We start from the raw sequence: 18,828 nt of genomic DNA on the forward strand, positions 1-18,828 counted from the left end.
GAACTCCTCCTGCGTCGACTCCTTGTCCGCGAGGAACTGGATGTCGTCGACGAGCAGGATGTCCATCTCCCGGTACCGCTTGCGGAAGCTGTCGCCCTTGCCGTCGCGGATGGAGTTGATGAACTCGTTGGTGAACTCCTCGGAGCTCACGTAGCGCACGCGGGTACCCGGGTACAGGCTGCGCGCGTAGTGCCCGATCGCGTGCAGCAGGTGCGTCTTGCCGAGCCCGGACTCCCCGTAGATGAACAGCGGGTTGTACGCCTTCGCCGGTGCTTCGGCCACGGCCACGGCGGCCGCGTGCGCGAAGCGGTTGGAGGCGCCGATGACGAACGTGTCGAAGAGGTACTTGGGGTTCAGGCGGGCCGTGGGCTCACCCGGACCGGTCGCCGGCGCGGGCTGCGCGGCCAGTGGGCCGGGGGCGCCGCTGGAGGAGCTGGAGCCGACCGGGCCGCCGCGGTGCACGTGACCGGAGCCCGGGGGCGGGTCGGGCAGCTCACGGCGGTCGGGGCGCTGGTCGTAGTCGGTGCGGCCCTGGTCGTAGTCGCCCCGGGGCTGCTCGTAGTCGCCGCGGGCCTGCTCGTAGTCCGCGCGCGCGGAGTCGTACTCCGGTCGCTGCTGCTCGTACGGCGACCGCTCCATCGACTGCGTGCGGTAGTCCGGCGGGCGGGAGGCGTACAGATCGCGTTCGGGGAAACCGAGCCGCTGCTGCTGCCAGCCGTAGTCGTCCTGCGCGGGGCGCGGCCAGGCGCCCGGCTCGGGCCGCTGGTAGTCGCCGGGGTACGCGGGACGGGCGGTGGGCAGCGGGTCGCCGGGCCCACCGGAGTGCTGTTCGGGGCGGCCGTGCGGACGGTCGTGCGAGCGGTCCTCCGCACGGTGGCGGCCGTAGCCGTCGTACGGCTGCCGGCCCTGACCGTCGTACCCGTCGTGGTGCTGCCCCGGAGCGGGCAGCTCGGGCTCCTCGTAGTGCGAGGGGGCGGCGGGCGGCGGGGGGGCGGACTCGCCCACCGAGCTGTCGACGGTGATCGCGATGCGGATCGGGCGTCCGCACTCCCGGCTCAGGCTCTCGCTGACGACCGGTGCGAGACGGCCTTCCAGCACGCCCTTGGCGAACTCGTTCGGTACGGCGAGCAGCGCGGTGTCCGCGACCAGGGCGAGCGGCTGGCAGCGTCTGATCCAGTGCTCGTCCCTCGACTCGACGCCCTGCCCGCGGCCTTCTCCGAGGAGGTGCTCCAGTACGCGTGGCCACACTGCGGCAAGATCGGCAGGTACGTCAGCCACAGGGCACGCTCTCTCACGAGTCCCACGAACGTGTGGTTCCGGGACGGGTCGGGATGTCGGTCGGACCGGCGGGACGGGAACGAAGGCGCCGGTGCGGGGAGAAGGGAACGAATCGGAGTCCAGCCACGGTAGTCAGGGCAACCGGTACGGTTCAAGTTGTTGTCCCCAGGCTGTGGACAGTGTCTCCCGGTGGTCCCTGGTTTGACCGGAAGGCGCAGTCCCGCGTACCGTAACCAGGTCGAGTTGTCGATGGCTGCTGCCGCCTGCCTCCGATGGGCATAGATCACGCACCAGTGCCTGACCAGGGCATATGAAGTGATCGGGAAGCGGTGCACTCGGGCGTAAGCGAGCTACTCGTGGGCGCACGGTGACAGCCAGGCGACACCCCGCCACCCATCGAATCATTACTGGAGCCCCCGAGTGAGCAAGCGCACCTTCCAGCCGAACAACCGTCGTCGCGCGAAGACCCACGGCTTCCGGCTGCGGATGCGCACCCGTGCCGGCCGCGCGATTCTCGCGTCCCGCCGTGGCAAGGGTCGCGCCCGCCTGTCCGCCTGATCGCGTACAGGTCATGACGTGCTGCCCACCGAGAACCGGCTGAGGCGGCGCGAGGACTTCGCGACCGCGGTTCGTCGAGGCCGTCGGGCCGGACGCCCGCTCCTCGTCGTCCACCTTCGCAGCGGTACTACGGACCCGCACGTGCCCGGGGAGACTGCTCCCCTGACGCGTGCGGGTTTCGTCGTGAGCAAAGCTGTGGGAGGAGCGGTCGTACGCAACAAGGTGAAGCGCAGACTGCGTCATCTGATGCGTGAGCGAGTGGCCCTGCTGCCCCCCGGTAGCCTGGTAGTCGTACGAGCGTTGCCCGATGCGGGTGACGCTGACCATGCACAGCTGGCCCGAGACCTGGATGCCGCCCTGCAGCGGCTGCTGGGAGGGGGCGCGCGATGAAGTACCCGCTGCTGGCGTTGATCAAGCTGTACCAGTGGATCATCAGCCCGCTGCTCGGGCCGGTGTGCAAGTACTACCCGTCGTGCTCCCACTACGGCTACCAGGCCATAGACCGGCACGGTGCGGTCAAGGGAACGGCACTGACCGCCTGGCGCATCCTCCGCTGCAATCCGTGGTCGCTCGGCGGCGTGGACCATGTCCCGCCGCGCAAGCGTCCGCGGTGGCACGAAATGCTGCGCAGCGCTTGGCGCGCACGCAAGGGCGGGACCTCCGCCGACCCGGCCACCGAGGGGCACTCGGTCTCCGACCGCCCCTCGAGCCCGGCCGCAGAGACCCCGTCCCATGCCCAAGGAGCATGATTAGTGGACACGATTGCCAGCTTCTTCAGCTTCATCACCACACCTGTCTCGTGGATCATCGTTCAGTTCCACAGCCTGTACGGTGCGATCTTCGGCCCCGATACGGGATGGGCCTGGGGTCTGTCCATCGTGTCCCTGGTGATTCTGATTCGCATCTGCCTGATCCCGCTGTTCGTGAAGCAGATCAAGGCGACCCGGGCGATGCAGACGCTCCAGCCCGAGATGAAGAAGATCCAGGAGCGCTACAAGAACGACAAGCAGCGTCAGTCCGAAGAGATGATGAAGCTGTACAAGGAGACGGGCACCAACCCGCTCTCCTCGTGCCTTCCCATCCTGGCGCAGTCGCCCTTCTTCTTCGCGCTGTACCACGTGCTCAACAGCATCGCGCAGAACGACACCATCGGCGTGATCAACGAGCGGCTGCTGGAGAGCGCGCAGAAGGCGCACATCTTCGGTGCTCCGCTCGCGGCGAAGTTCATGGACAGCGCGGACAAGGTCCGAGAGCTGGACGCCTCGCTGACGGACGTCCGTATCGTCACCGCGCTGATGATCGTCCTGATGTCGTTCTCGCAGTTCTACACGCAGCGCCAGCTGATGACGAAGAACGTCGACACCACGGTGAAGACGCCGTTCATGCAGCAGCAGAAGATGCTGATGTACGTCTTCCCCATCATCTTCGCCGTCTTCGGCATCAACTTCCCGGTCGGTGTCCTCGTCTACTGGCTGACCACCAACGTGTGGACCATGGGCCAGCAGATGTACGTCATCCACAACAACCCGACGCCGGGTTCGAAGGCTCAGGCCTCCTACCTGGAGCGCCTGCAGAAGAGCGTTCTGCAGCACGGCAAGACCCGTAACCGTCGTGAGCGCGCCATCGTCAAGGCCATCGTCGCCAAGGGCCGCGACCGCAACGAGTACGAGCGCAAGTTCATCAACGGGCTGAGCAAGGCGAATCTCGCCGCCCAGGCCGATGGCGCCGTGGTGAAGAGCGAGGCCTCGGCCGTCGCCACCGACGAGGACGGTGCGGTGTCGGCGACGCCCAGGCGGCAGCAGCCCAAGCGACAGTCCAAGTCGCAGCGCCAGACGGGCGGTGCCAAGCCCGCGGGCGGAACTGAGCCGGAGCCCTCCTCGCCGTCGCTCACCAAGTCCGACGAGCCGCAGGACGCCAAGCCGGCCGGTGGCGCCAAGAAGGCCGCTCCCAAGGCCGCCGGCTCCGGTGGCCGGAGCAAGGCCCAGTCGGGCCAGCGCAAGGGCCAACAGCGGCCCAAGTCCTCGTCCAAGAAGTAAGAAGGAGTCCATCCCGTGACGGAAGGCACTACCTCCGCCGCCTCCGAGGGTGGCGACACCCTCACCCGCCTGGAGCAGGAGGGTGAAATCGCGGCGGACTACCTCGAAGGTCTGCTGGACATCGCCGATCTCGACGGCGACATCGACATGGATGTCGAGGCCGACCGTGCGTCCGTCTCGATCATCAGTGACGCGGGCGGCCGCGACCTGCAGAAGCTGGTCGGCCGGGACGGTGAGGTGCTGGAGGCGCTGCAGGAGCTCACGCGCCTGGCCGTGCACCGGGAGACCGGGGACCGCAGCCGTCTGATGCTGGACATCGCCGGCTACCGGGCCAAGAAGCGCTCGGAGCTGTCGGAGCTGGGTGCCAAGGCCGCGGCCGAGGCCAAGAGCTCTGGCGAGCCGGTGAAGCTGAAGGCGATGACGCCCTTCGAGCGCAAGGTCGTGCACGACGCGGTCAAGGCCGCCGGTCTGCGCAGCGAGTCCGAGGGCGAGGAGCCGCAGCGCTTCGTCGTCGTACTGCCCGCCTGAGCGGTGCTGCGCGCCTGAATCGGTACGAGTGTTACTCCGGCCCCGTCTGTTGCGCAGGCGGGGCCGAAGTTTGTCAGCCTGATAGTCCCTGCCGGCTGCCGGAGGCCTGGTAGCCGGATGTCCCTGTTAACCCTGGTGATCAGCGCCCAGTGCGCTTGCGCGGTACGGAAGGACGGTCCCCGTGACGGAGGCAGCGGAGCTCCCCCCGGCTCCCGAACAGGCCCGAGCGGTATTCGGTGATCGGTACGCGGACGCGGTCCGGTATGCGGAGCTGCTGGCCGAGGCAGGGGTACAGCGGGGACTGATCGGTCCCCGTGAGGTGCCCCGTCTGTGGGAACGGCATCTGCTGAACTGCGCGGTGCTGTCCGAGGTCGTACCCGAGGGCGTGACCGTGTGCGACGTCGGCTCCGGTGCCGGGCTGCCAGGCATTCCGCTGGCCCTGGTCCGGGACGATCTGAAGATCACGTTGTTGGAGCCCCTGCTGCGTCGCACCAACTTCCTCACCGAGGTCGTGGAACTCCTCGGCCTCGATCACGTCACGGTCGTCCGAGGCCGTGCGGAAGAGGTCATGGGGAAGCTGCCGGCCGTCCACGTGGTCACGGCACGTGCCGTGGCGCCGCTGGACCGTCTCGCCACCTGGGGCGTCCCCTTGCTGCGGCCCTACGGTGAGATGCTCGCCCTGAAGGGCGACACCGCCGAGGAGGAGCTGAAGAGTGCGGCCACGGCTCTGAGCAAGCTCGGCGCCGTCGAGACCTCCATCCTGCATGTCGGTGAGGGAGTCGTGGATCCCCTCTCCACCGTCGTACGGGTCGAGGTCGGGGAGAGCCCTGGTGGTGTACGGTTCGCGGCCAAGCGTGCGAAGGCAGCTCGAACGGGTCGGGTCCGGCGGCGTCGCTGATGCCTGGGACCGGTCGGGTGCGCGTCGGCATGACTGATCCGTCCTGACGACGAGACGTACTCCACACAAGCTGCCGGACCAGTACGGGTCGGAGTGTCGCGGCGGCCCGGTCACCGCTGCTGTGCATCGTGTTTCACGTGAAACGTCGCTCACTGCTGCACGGCATCATCAGCCGTGGCCGCGCTGCGGCCCAACCCCGCGACCGCGACCATAAGCCTCTCGGATCCAAGCCCATGGGATCCATGGGATTCCCTCAGGTGGCCTCCACGTCGGGCGGCCACCCGCCTCCCACAGAGGTCACGGAGTTGTCCACAGAGGTGGATTTCTCCACAGAACGCCAGGCCTCACTGGTTCACGACCCCGAAGACATGGGAGGCTCTGTTCATCGCGAGCCTGAAGTCGAGGAGAGTGAATCCTTGCGGTCCGACGCCAACATCGCGGGACCGATGACCGATCCGGTCCCCGGTCCCCGTACCGAGTCGATGGGGGAGGATGTTTCACGTGAAACACCGCCCCCGATGGACGACACTCCCATCGGTCGTGCTGCCCAACTGGCAGTCGAGGCTATGGGGCGCGCCGGCGAGGGCCTGCTGCGACCCGAGCAGACCCGTGTCATCGTGGTGGCCAACCAGAAGGGCGGGGTGGGGAAGACCACGACGACGGTCAACCTCGCGGCCTCGCTGGCCCTTCACGGTGGTCGTGTCCTGGTGATCGACCTCGACCCGCAGGGCAATGCGTCCACCGCGCTGGGTATCGATCACCACGCGGAGGTCCCTTCCATCTATGACGTGCTGATCGACAGCAAGCCGCTCTCTGAAGTCGTTCAGCCCGTGCCGGATGTCGAAGGTCTCTTCTGCGCCCCTGCCACCATCGATCTGGCGGGTGCGGAGATCGAGCTGGTGTCTCTGGTGGCGCGTGAGAGCCGACTTGAGCGAGCGATCAAGTCGTATGAGCAGCCGCTGGACTACATCCTCGTCGACTGCCCACCCTCACTCGGCCTGCTGACCGTCAACGCGCTGGTTGCCGGCCAAGAAGTACTCATCCCGATCCAGTGCGAGTACTACGCGCTGGAGGGCCTGGGACAACTACTGCGCAATGTCGACCTGGTGCGCGGGCACCTCAATCCGGCCCTGCATGTGTCGACCATTCTGCTCACCATGTACGACGGCCGGACGCGTCTTGCCTCCCAGGTCGCGGACGAGGTGCGCAGCCACTTCGGCGACGAGGTGCTGCGGACGAGCATTCCTCGCTCGGTCCGTATCTCCGAGGCACCGAGCTATGGGCAGACGGTGCTGACCTACGATCCAGGATCGAGTGGTGCCCTCTCCTACTTCGAGGCGGCACGAGAAATTGCGCTCAAGGGAGTCGGCCTCGGCTACGACCCGAAGCATCCCCACATCAGCGCGCAGAACAGCACGAGCACGGTGGAGGGGATCCAGTGAGTGATCGACGGAGGGGACTGGGCCGTGGCCTCGGGGCGCTGATCCCCATGGCCCCGGCAGGCGAGAAAACGGTACCGGTGACAGGAGGGGGAGCATCCGCGTCGCCTGGCGCGGTACCCGTCCTCATGCCGGAGCGTGGCGTGGCGGCCGCGAAGGTGACCTCGCTTCCGCATGTTTCACGTGAAACAGAAGCAGAGAATCCGCCGCCGAACGAAGTGGCGGAGGCACCTGCAGCGCCTGTCGGTGCTCACTTCGCCGAGCTGCCCCTCGATTCGATCACCCCGAATCCACGGCAGCCGCGGGAAATCTTCGATGAGGATCTGCTCACCGAGCTCGTGACCTCCATCAAGGAGGTCGGGCTGCTCCAGCCGGTCGTCGTGCGGCAGCTGGGGCCGGATCGCTACGAGCTCATCATGGGCGAGCGGCGTTGGCGAGCGTGCCGTGAGGCCGGGATGGACGCGATCCCGGCGATCGTCCGCGCCACGGAGGACAAGAAGTTGCTCCTGGACGCGCTCCTGGAGAACCTGCATCGGGCTCAGCTGAACCCGCTGGAGGAGGCGGCCGCGTACGACCAGCTCCTCAAGGAGTTCAGCTGCACGCAGGAGCAGTTGGCCGACCGTATCGGACGCTCCCGTCCGCAGGTGTCCAACACCCTCCGTCTGCTCAATCTGTCGCCCGCCGTGCAGCGCCGTGTCGCCGCCGGAGTTCTCTCCGCCGGTCATGCCCGAGCCCTGCTCTCCGTGGAGGACTCGGAGGAGCAGGATCGGCTGGCTCACCGGATCGTTGCCGAGGGACTCTCGGTGCGGGCGGTGGAGGAGATCGTCACCCTCATGAAGTCGCGGCCGAGCAGCGCCCCGCGTACCAAGGGACCGCGCGCCGGAGCGCGGGTGTCCCCGGCGCTGAACGATCTCGCGACCCGGCTCTCCGACCGGTTCGAGACGCGGGTGAAGGTCGACCTGGGGCAGAAGAAGGGCAAGATCACCGTCGAGTTCGCCTCCATGGAGGACCTCGAGCGCATCCTCGGCTCACTCGCTCCGGGGGAAGGGCGGGTGCTCGAGAAGAGCCTGCTGGAGGACGCCGACGACGACTGACCGTTAGCTACAGAGCGGGCCGTGTCCGGTGCATCCCGGAACACGGCCCGCTCTTTGCTTTCTGTCGGTATCGATCGAATCTCATCGTGGATACGATGCGTTCGGGTATGGCGCATCCACCTGACGGCACCTTCTCGGAGAGGCGGAGGTCATGCGAACGGTGAGCCGTTCCGGACTGATGACCGCGGGCCTGGGTCTGGGGGCCGTCGGAGGATTCGTCGGCAGCCTGCTCAAGGAGCGGAGTGCTCTGGCAGCCGCCCGCGCCGCGGGCGAAGGAAGCGAGGAACAGCCTTCATGGGGCGTCGGCTCGTACCGCTCACGCTGGACAACCTTCAGGACCTCCCCCAGCGCTGTCGCTCGTGCGTCTTCTGGGAGCTGGATCCGGTCAGCGGCGAGGCCGCGGTAAAGGCGGGTAGGCCAGCGCTCGAGAAGGAAGCGTGGATCTCCGCGGTCCTCCTGGACTGGGGATCCTGCGGCCGGGTCGTCTACGTGGACGAAGTGCCGGTGGGCTTCGTGCTGTACGCGCCGCCTGCTTATGTGCCGCGCTCCGCGGCCTTCCCCACGAGTCCGGTCTCCTCCGACGCCGTGCAGCTGATTACAGCCTTCATCATGCCGGGATACCAGGGGCAGGGACTCGGCAGAGTGATGGTGCAGACGGTCGCCAAGGATCTGCTGCGCCGGGGATTCAGGGCGATCGAGGCGTTCGGGGACTCCCGGTGGAAGGAACCGGCGTGTCTGCTGCCGGCCGACCACTTGACCGCTGTCGGCTTCAAAACGGTCCGCCCTCACCCCGCCCATCCCCGTCTGCGGCTGGAGCTGCGTACGACGCTCTCCTGGAAGGAAGATGTCGAGATGGCGTTGGACCGGCTGCTGGGGGCCGTACAGAAGGAACCGGCTCTGCGCCCCCTCTGAGGGGCATGGACGTTCGCGATGCTGGACTACCGCCTCACACGAATGGGCCGGCCCCTTTGGGCCGGCCCATTCGTGTTTCACGTGAAACACCGCCGCTGTCCTGAGATGACGGCGCCGCGTAAGTGACTCAGCCGGCGATGAAGTCCTCGAGGTCACGCACGATCGCGGCCTTCGGCTTGGCGCCGACGATGGTCTTGGCGACCTCGCCACCCTGGTACACGTTCAGGGTCGGAATAGACATCACGCCGTACTTGGCCGCCGTGTCCGGGTTCTCGTCGATGTTGAGCTTGACGACCTCGATCTTCTCGCCGTACTCGGCAGCGATCGCCTCGAGAGAGGGCGCGATCTGGCGGCACGGACCGCACCAGGCGGCCCAGAAGTCCACCAGGACGGGCTTGTCGCTCTTGAGGACGTCCTCCTCGAAGGACTTGTCGGTCACGTTCTTCAGGGTGCCGGCCACTGCGGGCTCCTTAACTGTTGGTGCGGTGGGGTGGGGAATCAGACGGTGGTCTTCTCGGGCTCGGCGGTCTGCTCCGTGTCCGCGAGTGCGGCGAGGAAGCGCTCGGCGTCGAGGGCGGCGGAGCAGCCGGTGCCCGCTGCGGTGATCGCCTGGCGGTACGTGTGGTCGACCACGTCACCCGCGCCGAAGACACCGGTCAGGTTCGTCCGGGTCGAGGGGGCGTCGACCTTCAGGTACCCCTCCTCGTCCAGATCGAGCTGACCCTTGAAGAGTTCGGTACGCGGGTCGTGCCCGATCGCGATGAACAGACCTGTCACCGGCAGCTCCGACGTCTCACCGGTCTTGATGTTGCGCAACGTCAGCCCGGACAACTTCTGGTCGCCCTTGATCTCGGCGACCTCGCTGTCCCAGACGAACTTGATCTTCGGGTCGGCGAAGGCGCGATCCTGCATCGCCTTGGAGGCACGCAGGGTGTCCCGACGGTGGACGATGGTGACGGACTTGGCGAACCGGGAGAGGAAGGTGGCCTCCTCCATGGCGGTGTCACCGCCGCCGATCACGGCGATGTCCTGATCCTTGAAGAAGAAGCCGTCACAGGTGGCGCACCAGGAGACACCGCGCCCGGAGAAGGCGTCCTCGTTGGGCAGGCCGAGCTTGCGGTGCTGCGAGCCCGTGGTGACGATGACCGCCCTGGCGCGGTGCACGGTGCCCGCCGTGTCCGTGACGGTCTTGATCTCGCCCGTCAGGTCCGCGGCCACGACATCGTCCGGAATGAGCTCGGCGCCGAAGCGCTCCGCCTGGGCGCGCATGTTGTCCATGAGCTCGGGGCCCATGATGCCGTCCTGGAAGCCGGGGAAGTTCTCCACCTCGGTGGTGTTCATGAGGGCACCACCCGCGGTGACGGCGCCCTCGAACACCAGCGGCTTCAGCGACGCGCGCGCGGTGTAGAGCGCCGCGGTGTAGCCGGCGGGCCCGGAGCCGATGATGATCACGTTACGGACGTCGCTCACGGCTTGTTTCCTCGTCTCTGGAGACTGCTGCGTACTGCTGCCGGTGGGAGCTTCACTCAGAACTCTCACCCCACCCAACGGATCCTAAGGGGCGCGCATTCCCGCTGTGTCCGGGCACACGGAGTCGTGGCACCACACGGGGGTGCCACGAGTTGGCGCGCCAAGGATTCCGGCCGGTCAGTTCTGTGAAGCCGGGATCGTCGTGCGGTCAGGAGCCCGTGGGGGGCGTTCCAGCGGGACGCGCGTAGGACCGCTGCGTCAGAACCTCTCCGGAAGGCACTCCCCGCTTGCTGACGCAGGCGGCGTCGACCACGTACGCCGTGACTCGGTCGATGCGAGAAGCGTCGGGGAGGACGACCAGATATGCCTCGGTGCCCTGGTAGTCACCTTGCCGCACTCCGAGGGAGGGCTCGCTCCGGCCGATGCCCGCCCGGACGCAGTTGGGGACGCTGGGTGCACGGAAGGTACCGGCGCCGTCCGTGGGTGCGCCCGGGGTGCCCGGCTTCGGCTCCACGAGGGGGCCAATGGTCCGGCTCTCGGAGAGGAGCTTGGTGACCTGGTTCTCGATGCTGTCCCCGGAGAAGGTGTTCGTGGAGGTGTCCTCGGTGCGCATCGCCACTGGGCCATCTGCGTCTTCGCCGCCCATCGCCTGGAGGAACACGGTGCCCAGCCCCAGCGTGGCGATGGTGAGAACAGTGCCCAGCACAGCCGTCCTGCGGCGAACACGAGGACTGCGCTCCGCTCGGCCCGGGCCGGTGGCACCTCGCGAGTGCCCTGCGGGGCGGTCTGCCGCAGCCGATGTTTCACGTGAAACCCGCACGCCGCCGAGCGCGGTGACCGCGGTGGGGGAGTCCTCTGCCGACACCGCGATCTTCGTGGAGCCGGCATCGGGTACGGCTGCGCTCAGCAGTGCCTCGGCCGCCAGAGCCGCGTCGATGCGACCCGCGATCTCGGCCGGCATGGGCGGGGCGCCCGGCAGTGTGCCGAGCAGGCCGCGAATCTCTTCCAGCGAGGCGTGAACATCGGCGCAGAGTGTGCACTCGTCCAGATGCCGTCGCACGTCGGTGCTGCGGGAAGGCGCCAGCAGCCCTTCGACGAGGTCGGAGAGTTCCGTGACCTCCGGGTGCCCGGCCGTGTCGGTCGTGGATGTCACGCTCGCCCACCTCCGCCCTTCACGGCAGCTGAATCGCTCGGTCCTGCATCACGTGGTTCGGTATCACGCGGCCCTGCTGCGGATGGGACGGATGTCCCCTGCGCCCGGTTCCTTCTTCCCGTCGACTTCTTGCCGTCCTCACCGTCGCTGTCCGCCCGCAGATGGGTGAGCAGCGGAAGGAGCCTCGCCCTGCCGCGGGCGCAGCGACTCTTCACGGTCCCGGTCGGTACGTCGAGGATGCCGGCGGCCTCCGCCACCGGGTAGCCCTGCATGTCCACGAGGACGAGCGCGGCCCGCTGGTCGGCGGGCAGGGTCCCCAGGGCTTCCAGTAGCTGGCGGTGGAGGTCGTTGCGCTCGGCCGGGGCGGATGCCGACTCGTGCGGCTCCAGGAGCTGTTCCAGGCGATCGGTGTCGTCGACGGGTGAGGTCTTCCGGGACGCGGCTTTGCGGGCCCGGTCCAGGCAGGCGTTGACCGTGATGCGGTGCAGCCAGGTCGTGACGGCCGACTGGCCGCGGAAGGTGTGGGCGGCCCGGTAGGCGGAGACGAGCGCGTCCTGCACCGCGTCGGCCGCCTCCTCACGGTCCCCCAGTGTCCGCAGCGCCACCGCCCAGAGCCGGTCGCGGTGCCGCCGCACGAGCTCGCCGAACGCGTCGCGGTCGCCCTCGACATGGCGGGCGAGGAGGTCCTGATCGCTTGCTTCGCCGTATCCGGCGCCCTCTGCCATCGGGCCCCTCCCCCGGTGAGCTGTCAGCCCTTGAACGTCACGTCGGTGACGGCCTGCTTGTAGCCGGCGCTGCTGTAGCCGTCGGCCGGTGCGTACGGCACCGCTGTGATCCAGAGCAGCACGTAACGGGTCTTCACCGACTCGGAAGCCGTCACCGTGAGCGAGGTGCCGCTGGTCTCGGCGGTGCCGATCTTCGTCATTCCGTCGACGCCGGTGGACGGCGACAGCGAGTCCGTGGCGTAGAGCTGGACCGTCGTGTTGTCGCCCTCGTACCGGAGCCCTATCGACGCGGTCGAGATCTCCTGGGACGAGCCGAGGTCGTAGACGATGCCCACCCCTGGTTTGTAGGGAGCCAGCGTCGGACCTTCCTTGTAGTACTTGGTACGCCAGAAGGTGGACGCGTCGCCGTCGTAGGTCTTGTCGACGTCCTCGGCGGCCTGGGCCACACCGCTCGCGACGTACTCCTGCGCTCCCTGGATAGGGAGGGTCTTGATCGGCGTGATCGCGTCCGCGCCCTTGTCCTCCCCGTCCGTCGTCTCGGTCTGGTTGGTGTCGTCGGGTGTGCCGCCCTGCCCCAGGAGCGCGTCCGCCAGCTGCCAGCTGCCGAGCCCCAGCGCGGCGATGAGCAGCGCGGACACGGCCCACTTGAGGGCTTTACCGGTGCGGCTCTGCAGTGGGGGCGGCGGGGGCACGATCGGCTGGGTGACGCCGGGGTGCGGCGCCGGGCGGCCGTACGTGCCCTGCTGGTAGCTCGTGCGCTGGTACTCGGGCGGTGCGGCGAACACGGGCTCCGGCGGGCGGATGCGGGGCATCTCACCGATCGCCTTGACCAGTTCCTCCGGTGTGGTGCACGGCGACTCGTGGCGGGAAGCGGTCGCCCCGTCGTTGGCGAGTGCCCGCATGGCGAGTTCCGCCAGGCCGCGGTGGACGCCGGCGCGCACCTGGTCGGGGGCGATGAGCCCGATGTCCTTGGGCAGCCCGGAGAGCCCGTACGCGTCGTCCTCGTACGGCCAGCGCTGGGTGAGCGAGGCGTACAGGAGGGCACCGATCGCCTCGGTGTCGGTGCGGTGCGGTGCGTCGGAGGTGATGCCGCGCAGGGCGGCGTTCACGGCGAGACCGCGGATGCGCCACTGGCCGGAGGTGGCGCGGAGCACGGCACTGGGATTGAGCCGCAGGTGGGACAGGCCCTCGCGGTGTGCGGCAGCCATGGCCTGGGACACCTGGGTGACCATCTGGTAGGCGTCGTGCGGCTCCAGCGGGCCGGACGCGAGCAGCGTCGTCAGCTCCGTGGCGTCGGGGAGCCACTCGTGCACCACGTAGACGAGGTCGTTCTCGTCGACCGCGTCCAGTACCTGGACGAAGCGGGGGTCGCCCAGCAGGGCGGCGGACCGCGCGGAGGCCAGTACGGAGCGGGCCCGCGCGTGGTCGGCGGGCAGGACGTGCACGCCGACCGCGCGGCGGAGTTTCTCGTCCACCGCACGCCAACTGCTGAATCCGTCCAGACGGGTGACGCACTCTTCGAGGCGGTAGCGTCTGGCCAGCTTGTGGCCGCTGTGCAGTTCGGGCGGCGTGGTCCTGCCGAGACCCCCACTCCCGCCGCTCCCTCGGGCTTCTTCGCTCGCCGCGCTCTCCGTGTCCCGCTCCCGGTTCTGGGCCACCCCGTCGGCCGTGGACTGGTCCGCCTTGGCGGTCAGCGGCTGGTCACCGCTGTTGTCTGCCACGTCGACGGCAGCTGTGCTCCGTTCCGCCACCGTCGTCCCTGCCTCCCCATCCGTTACACGCTGTCCGACGCCAATGCCAATTGTGCCCACAGTCCGCCGCTATGAGCGACACACGACGGCGGACGATGGTTGTGCGCTTACCCCCGCCTCAACGCCCCAGCCGTCCGCGGACCATGCCGACCATCGAGTTGAGCTCTTCGATACGCATCCGCCGCGCCGCGACGAAGAAGACGCCGATCAGCACGATCCCACCGCCGGCGAGGGCGAGCATCGAGCCGCCGACGCCCTGTCCCAGGCTCTGGCTGATCCCGTAGCAGGCCGCACCGCTGAGCAGCGCCGCGGGCAGCGAAGCGATGCAGAGCCGTGCGTACGTGCGCAGCACCCGCGCCCCGTCGAGGTCGCCGCCGAGCCGCTTGCGCAGCCGCCGCCAGGCGATGCCGACACCGATGGCGTACGCCAGACCGTAGGAGCCGGCCATGCCCACCACGGCCCAGCGGGCCGGGAGGACGAGGAAGCAGGCTGCCGAGGCGGCGGCGTTCACCACGGCCACGATGACCGTGTTGTAGAACGGCGTGCGCGTGTCCTCGTAGGCGTAGAAGGCGCGCAGCACGACGTACTGCACGGAGTACGGAATCAGGCCGAGGCCGAAGGCCATCAGCATGTAGCCCATGTTCGTGGCCGCACCGGTGCCGGACGATCCGAAGATCAGCGTGCACATCGGGATGCCGAGGGCGAGGAACCCGAACGAGATCGGCACGATGGCGACGGCGGTGGTGCGCAGGCCCTGGGAGATGTCGTCGCGGACGGCACCCGCGTCGTCCTCGGCGGCCGAGCGGGAGATGCGCGGGAGCAGGGCGGCCATCAGGGACACGGTGATGATGGCTTGCGGCAGGCCCCAGATGAGCTGGGCGTTGGCGTAGGCGCTGAAGCCCGTGCCCGGGATCTCGGTGTCCGAGACCGCCGCGGTGGCGAGCTGGGTGACGACGAGGGCACCCGCCTGGTTGGCGAGGACGAACAGGATGGTCCACTTGGCGAGCATCGCGGCCTTGCCGAGTCCGTGGCCCTTCCAGTCGAAGCGCAGCCGCATCCGGAACCCGGTCTCCCGCAGGTACGGGATCATCGCGAGCGCCTGGACGACCAGGCCGAGAAGGATGCCGATGCCGAGCAGCCGCTCGCCCTCCGGCGGGATGCTCTCCACGGTCATGCCGGAGTCGGCGGCGCTGCCGTAGACCCACAGGAACATGCCGAGGGTGACGATGATGACGATGTTGTTGAGGACCGGCGTCCACATCATCGCGCCGAACCTGCCGCGGGCGTTGAGGACCTGGCCCATCACCACGTGCACGCCCATGAAGAAGATCGAGGGCAGGAAGTAGCGGGTGAAGGTGACGGCGACCTCGTTGGCGTCCGGGTTCGTGGCCAGGGGGTTCGAGAGCGCCCGGACCAGGAGCGGTGCCGCGAGCATGGTGAGTGCCGTGAGCAGGCCGAGGATGACCATGACCAGGGTCAGCAGGCGGTTGGCGTAGGCCTCACCACCGTCCTCGTCGTCCTTCATTGAGCGTACGAGCTGCGGCACGAAGACCGAGTTGAGACCGCCACCGACGGTCAGGATGTAGATCATCGTCGGCAGCTGGTACGCCACCTGGAAGGACTCGCCCAGCAGGCCGAGGCCCAGGGCCGAAACGATCATCGCGGAGCGCACGAACCCGGTGAGGCGGGACACCATGGTGCCCGCGGCCATCACGGCACTCGACTTCAGCAGGCCGGAGGCCTTGCCGCCCTTCCGCGGCGTGGCCGGAGGAGCGGCGGGGGTGGGCGCGGGTGCGGGGTCGGGCGTCGCGGACGGTGGCGCCGGGGGGTACCCCTGCGGATTCGGCACGGGAGCCGGACCGGGGACGGAGGGCTGCTCCGTGGCCTGGTACCCGACCTGCTGCTGGTCGCGGTAGAGATGGGCGAACGCGTCCGGCTCGTGGCGCTCTTCGCCGGCACCGGTGACCAGGTCGTCCACGCCCACGAACTGTGTGGTCCGGGCGTCGTCCCCGTAGGGGAGGTGGCGTGTCGGACCCGCCGGTTCCGGCGGGGGTGTCTGGGCCCAGACACGCGGGTCCGGAGCGTACGGGGAGGCCGGCGGCTGGGCGTAGAGCGGCTGCGGGGACTGGTACGGACCGGAGGGCGGCGGGGGATGGGCGGACCGGTCGTAGAGCGCCTCGGTGACCGGGTCCTGGGCAGAGAGATCCTGCCCACGGTACGGGTCCTGGGCGTAGGCGTCCTGGAGGTACATGTCGGTGGGTGGCTGTGGTGGTACCTGGCCCGGCTCGGGCTGCGCGTCCCCGGGGCGGCCCGAGCCGGCCGCGCCCTGGCCGCGATCACCGTCGTACGGCGCGTTCATGGTTTACCCCACCTCATCGTCCCCTGGCCCACCGGCCACGACATCGCTCAACGGTCCACTCTCTCACCCGTGCCGGACCGGTCGGCGCTTTCCGGTGCGGTGTCCGGAGCCGGGTCACTCGGGTGCTCCGGCTCCGGTGACCCCTCCCGCTCACGGGTCTCCTCCGCGGCCTCATCCGCCGGGACGGGACCGGCGCCCGCCGGGTCCCCGGGGGCCGTCCCGTCCCGCCGGGCCGCCGCGCGCTTGCGTTGCGTGTACATCCGGAATCCGGCGAGTACGAGCAGCAGTACACCACCGGCGATGACCAGCATCACCGTGGGAGTGATCTCCGTCACGTTCACGGTGAACGTGACGGACTGGCCGTACGCCTGTCCTTCCTGCGTGTAGAGCTGGGCGACGACCGCGACCTCGCCGTTGGCGTTCGCGTTGGTGTCGAACTTGACCGACTGGCTGTGCCCGCCCGAGACCTGGATGATCTGCTCGGAGTAGGCGCTGTCCCCGATCTCGAGGCGTGTCGGCTGCTTCGAGGTGAGGCGCAGCACCAGCTTGTCGACGCCCTGCACGAGGTTGTTCTGCACCGTCACGGGAATCGTGGCGCTACGGCCGGAGAGCTTCGTCTCGGACTTCTCGATCAGCCGCACCTGTGCGGCCAGGGTGTCGAGATATGACTGCACGGCCGTGCGGTATGCCTGTGCCTCGGTGGCGCGACCGCGCCAGGAGGCGGACATCTCCCGGTTGAAGGTCCGGCCGAACGGCGTGACGACCCGGGACTGGTTGGTCAGGATCACCTTGAAGCGGTCGAGGTTCCGCTGTGCGTTCTGCAGGTCCTGGAAGGCGGTCGTCGGCAGTTCCTGTTTCCGCAGGGACGAGGGGTACGCCGATGTCGAGGGGACCTTCGTGGAGGCGTCGGCGTCCGGCTTGGCGTCCGCGGTCTCCGCCAGCCCCTGGGGCTGCGACCAGTTCCCGTTCTGGAGGGCCGTCAGTGCCTGGGCCATCGTCTGGGCCTGGCTGGCGGAGGGCGTGCGCTGTGGTGCGACCACGATGTTGCGCTGTTTGCCCGTGTTCTGGAGAGTGATCATCAAGCTCTGGGCGAGGAAGCGCTGCACGGCGGCGGTCGAGTCGCCGGCCTTCGTCATGTCGCCCTGGAAGGCTGTCGACAGCCGCGCGTCGGCGACGACCGCCGTCGTGCCGCCCCCGATGGGACGGGCCGCGTTCGGCGTGTACGTGAGGCTCGCGGACTCCTTGAGACTGTCGCTGCGGGCGATCACCTTGTCGGCTCCCGCGGAGGTGGCCACCTTCACGATCGAGGGGTCGACGGCACCGTTCACGGGCCAGGCGAAGTCGGTGTCGGGTTCCACGTGGAGCACGGTCTTCACGGTGTCGGCGGCGACGTCGGTGGCTTCCTTGAAGCGGCTCAGGGATCCGGTGACGTGTCTGCCGTTGTGCGCCAGGGAGGCCAGATCGGGATCGGCGAAGGGAAGGGCGACGACCTCCTCGTCCGCCACCGCTTCCTGCAGCTCAGCCAGCCACCGCTTGGCGACCGCCTGGTCCTTGCCGGCCGTGGTGGTCGAGTCGCCCGTCTTGACCTGGTAGCCGCGCGTCATCGCGTCGACGGAGGCGAGCAGATCCGGATCGATCACCCAGGTGACGTCCAGGTCCTTGCCCAGCGTCAGCATCTGGCCCAGACGGCCTCCCGGAGAGATCTCCTTCGCCAGGTCGTCGTTCTCGAAGAGGGGTGTCTGCTGCTCGCCCGGTCCCGTCTCCGCCGTCAGGTGCACGCTGGAGATGAGCGGCCAGAGGTAGGTCGTCCTGGTCTTCGTGTCCGCCGCGTCCGGCTGCCAGGGCAGGAACGTCCGCTGGATGCCGAGCACCTGCTCGTAGGGCGCGGCCGGGGTGCGGCCGGAGAGGGAGACTCCGAGCTGGTAGACGCCGTCGGAGCCGAGGTCCAGTTCCTTGACGGGCACCGAGACGCTGAAGCTCTGGGCGACGCCCGGGTCGAGTTCGGGGAACTCCTCGACGTACTTGCCGCCGACCTCCGCCCCGTCGACGTACTCGTTGAAGCCGGTGCGCTCGGCGGCGTCGTCGATCGCCGCGCGCCCGGAGATCTCCGTGCCCACGCGCAGACCCACATGGGCGTCGGTGACCGTCTGGTCGCCGTTGTTCCTGACGGTGCCGGAGACGGTGACGGTGTCGCCGTCGGTCGGCACGCTGGGACTGAGGGCGTTGAGGGAGACGTCCACCGTGCTCGACCCGGTGGCGTCGGCCAGGGGGAAGGCCTGCTCCGCGGCGTGTGCGTCCGGGGCGGCGGACAGCTGCAGCAGACCGGCAAGCAGCGGAACCCCCGCGAACAGTGCTCCGGTGCGCCGGAGCCACCGGCGGCGGGCAGGTGAGGAACTCATCCCCTGGATGTCTGCCGCCTCGGCCACGCGCTCGCCCGTCCCTCGTCGTCGTCAGTGGTCGTCGGAATGTGCGTCCACGCATGGTAACGATGCCCGCTGAGGGGAAGTGCCGCGGTCTGCTCCACAAGATCGTCGGGCGGGGGCGAGACGTCACGTATGTGTACATGATCAGGGAGACCGCTGGTGTGCGGCTTTCTTGTGCAATCGTGGGGGCACTCGTCATGCGTG

General features: G+C 68.7%; 17 protein-coding genes. 9 read left to right on the forward strand and 8 right to left on the reverse strand.

The genetic code is table 11. The annotated features are described in order from the left end of the window. The coding region (gene dnaA / locus UW392_RS46745; protein WP_320781445.1) for a chromosomal replication initiator protein DnaA at window positions 1-1,278 on the reverse strand (1,278 nt) is incomplete at its 3' end. 420 nt (window positions 1,279-1,698) lie between these two features. Here dnaA and rpmH point away from each other — a divergent pair. The 9 genes from rpmH to UW392_RS46790 all read left to right on the forward strand — a co-directional run bounded on the left by rpmH (window position 1,699) and on the right by UW392_RS46790 (window position 8,743). Next, complete coding sequence (gene rpmH, locus UW392_RS46750) at window positions 1,699-1,836, forward strand: 50S ribosomal protein L34 (RefSeq protein WP_003949374.1); 138 nt, start codon at window positions 1,699-1,701, stop codon at window positions 1,834-1,836. 18 nt (window positions 1,837-1,854) lie between these two features. Then, window positions 1,855-2,226, forward strand: a complete 372-nt coding sequence (gene rnpA, locus UW392_RS46755; protein WP_320781446.1) for a ribonuclease P protein component — start codon at window positions 1,855-1,857, stop codon at window positions 2,224-2,226. Next, entirely contained in the window at window positions 2,223-2,585 is a 363-nt protein-coding gene (yidD, locus tag UW392_RS46760) for a membrane protein insertion efficiency factor YidD (RefSeq protein ID WP_320781447.1), read from the forward strand. Before rnpA ends, yidD begins: the two co-directional genes overlap by 4 nt. Window positions 2,586-2,588: 3 nt before the next feature. Then, window positions 2,589-3,872 (forward strand): membrane protein insertase YidC, encoded by a 1,284-nt coding sequence (gene yidC, locus UW392_RS46765; RefSeq protein ID WP_320781448.1) that lies wholly within the window; start codon window positions 2,589-2,591, stop codon window positions 3,870-3,872. A gap of 15 nt (window positions 3,873-3,887) precedes the next feature. After that, on the forward strand, window positions 3,888-4,400 hold the full coding sequence (locus UW392_RS46770) for a protein jag (RefSeq protein ID WP_320781449.1): 513 nt from the start codon (window positions 3,888-3,890) through the stop codon (window positions 4,398-4,400). 181 nt (window positions 4,401-4,581) lie between these two features. After that, complete coding sequence (rsmG, locus tag UW392_RS46775; RefSeq protein ID WP_320781450.1) at window positions 4,582-5,298, forward strand: 16S rRNA (guanine(527)-N(7))-methyltransferase RsmG; 717 nt, start codon at window positions 4,582-4,584, stop codon at window positions 5,296-5,298. A 368-nt stretch (window positions 5,299-5,666) separates the two neighbouring features. Then, on the forward strand, window positions 5,667-6,740 hold the full coding sequence (locus tag UW392_RS46780; protein WP_320781470.1) for a ParA family protein: 1,074 nt from the start codon (window positions 5,667-5,669) through the stop codon (window positions 6,738-6,740). Further along, window positions 6,737-7,831 carry a ParB/RepB/Spo0J family partition protein gene (locus UW392_RS46785; protein WP_320781451.1) on the forward strand — a complete coding sequence of 365 codons (1,095 nt, stop codon included), beginning with the start codon at window positions 6,737-6,739 and terminating at the stop codon, window positions 7,829-7,831. The genes UW392_RS46780 and UW392_RS46785 overlap by 4 nt, the downstream gene beginning before the upstream one ends. Window positions 7,832-8,125: 294 nt before the next feature. After that, a complete protein-coding gene (locus UW392_RS46790) occupies window positions 8,126-8,743 on the forward strand; it encodes a GNAT family N-acetyltransferase (RefSeq protein WP_320781452.1) in 618 nt (205 codons plus the stop codon). Between the two features lie 127 nt (window positions 8,744-8,870). Here UW392_RS46790 and trxA read toward each other — a convergent pair whose 3' ends face one another. The 7 genes from trxA to UW392_RS46825 form a co-directional block, all read right to left on the reverse strand. Beyond that, on the reverse strand, window positions 8,871-9,242 hold the full coding sequence (gene trxA / locus UW392_RS46795; RefSeq protein WP_414497459.1) for a thioredoxin: 372 nt from the start codon (window positions 9,240-9,242) through the stop codon (window positions 8,871-8,873). Continuing rightward, window positions 9,242-10,213, reverse strand: a complete 972-nt coding sequence (trxB, locus tag UW392_RS46800) for a thioredoxin-disulfide reductase (RefSeq protein ID WP_320781454.1) — start codon at window positions 10,211-10,213, stop codon at window positions 9,242-9,244. The genes trxA and trxB overlap by 1 nt, the downstream gene beginning before the upstream one ends. Window positions 10,214-10,421: 208 nt before the next feature. Beyond that, window positions 10,422-11,366 carry a hypothetical protein gene (locus UW392_RS46805; RefSeq protein WP_320781455.1) on the reverse strand — a complete coding sequence of 315 codons (945 nt, stop codon included), beginning with the start codon at window positions 11,364-11,366 and terminating at the stop codon, window positions 10,422-10,424. Next, window positions 11,363-12,091, reverse strand: a complete 729-nt coding sequence (gene sigM, locus UW392_RS46810; protein WP_320781456.1) for an RNA polymerase sigma factor SigM — start codon at window positions 12,089-12,091, stop codon at window positions 11,363-11,365. The genes UW392_RS46805 and sigM overlap by 4 nt, the downstream gene beginning before the upstream one ends. Before the next feature lie 23 nt (window positions 12,092-12,114). Next, window positions 12,115-13,842 (reverse strand): protein kinase family protein, encoded by a 1,728-nt coding sequence (locus UW392_RS46815; RefSeq protein WP_320781457.1) that lies wholly within the window; start codon window positions 13,840-13,842, stop codon window positions 12,115-12,117. A 118-nt stretch (window positions 13,843-13,960) separates the two neighbouring features. Further along, complete coding sequence (murJ, locus tag UW392_RS46820; protein ID WP_320781458.1) at window positions 13,961-16,201, reverse strand: murein biosynthesis integral membrane protein MurJ; 2,241 nt, start codon at window positions 16,199-16,201, stop codon at window positions 13,961-13,963. 47 nt (window positions 16,202-16,248) lie between these two features. Further along, complete coding sequence (locus tag UW392_RS46825) at window positions 16,249-18,627, reverse strand: DUF6049 family protein (RefSeq protein ID WP_320781459.1); 2,379 nt, start codon at window positions 18,625-18,627, stop codon at window positions 16,249-16,251. Window positions 18,628-18,828 lie beyond the last annotated feature (201 nt).

Source organism: Streptomyces sp. CRN 30, assembly GCF_034105845.1.

Excerpts from the sequence above, each read along its gene's own strand:
- yidD (WP_320781447.1), top strand. The coding sequence starts at position 2,223 with ATGAAGTACCCGCTGCTGGCGTTGATCAAGCTGTACCAGTGGATCATC.
- UW392_RS46780 (WP_320781470.1), top strand. The coding sequence starts at position 5,667 with ATGGGAGGCTCTGTTCATCGCGAGCCTGAAGTCGAGGAGAGTGAATCC.
- UW392_RS46790 (WP_320781452.1), top strand. The coding sequence starts at position 8,126 with ATGGGGCGTCGGCTCGTACCGCTCACGCTGGACAACCTTCAGGACCTC.
- sigM (WP_320781456.1), bottom strand. The coding sequence starts at position 12,091 with ATGGCAGAGGGCGCCGGATACGGCGAAGCAAGCGATCAGGACCTCCTC.
- murJ (WP_320781458.1), bottom strand. The coding sequence starts at position 16,201 with ATGAACGCGCCGTACGACGGTGATCGCGGCCAGGGCGCGGCCGGCTCG.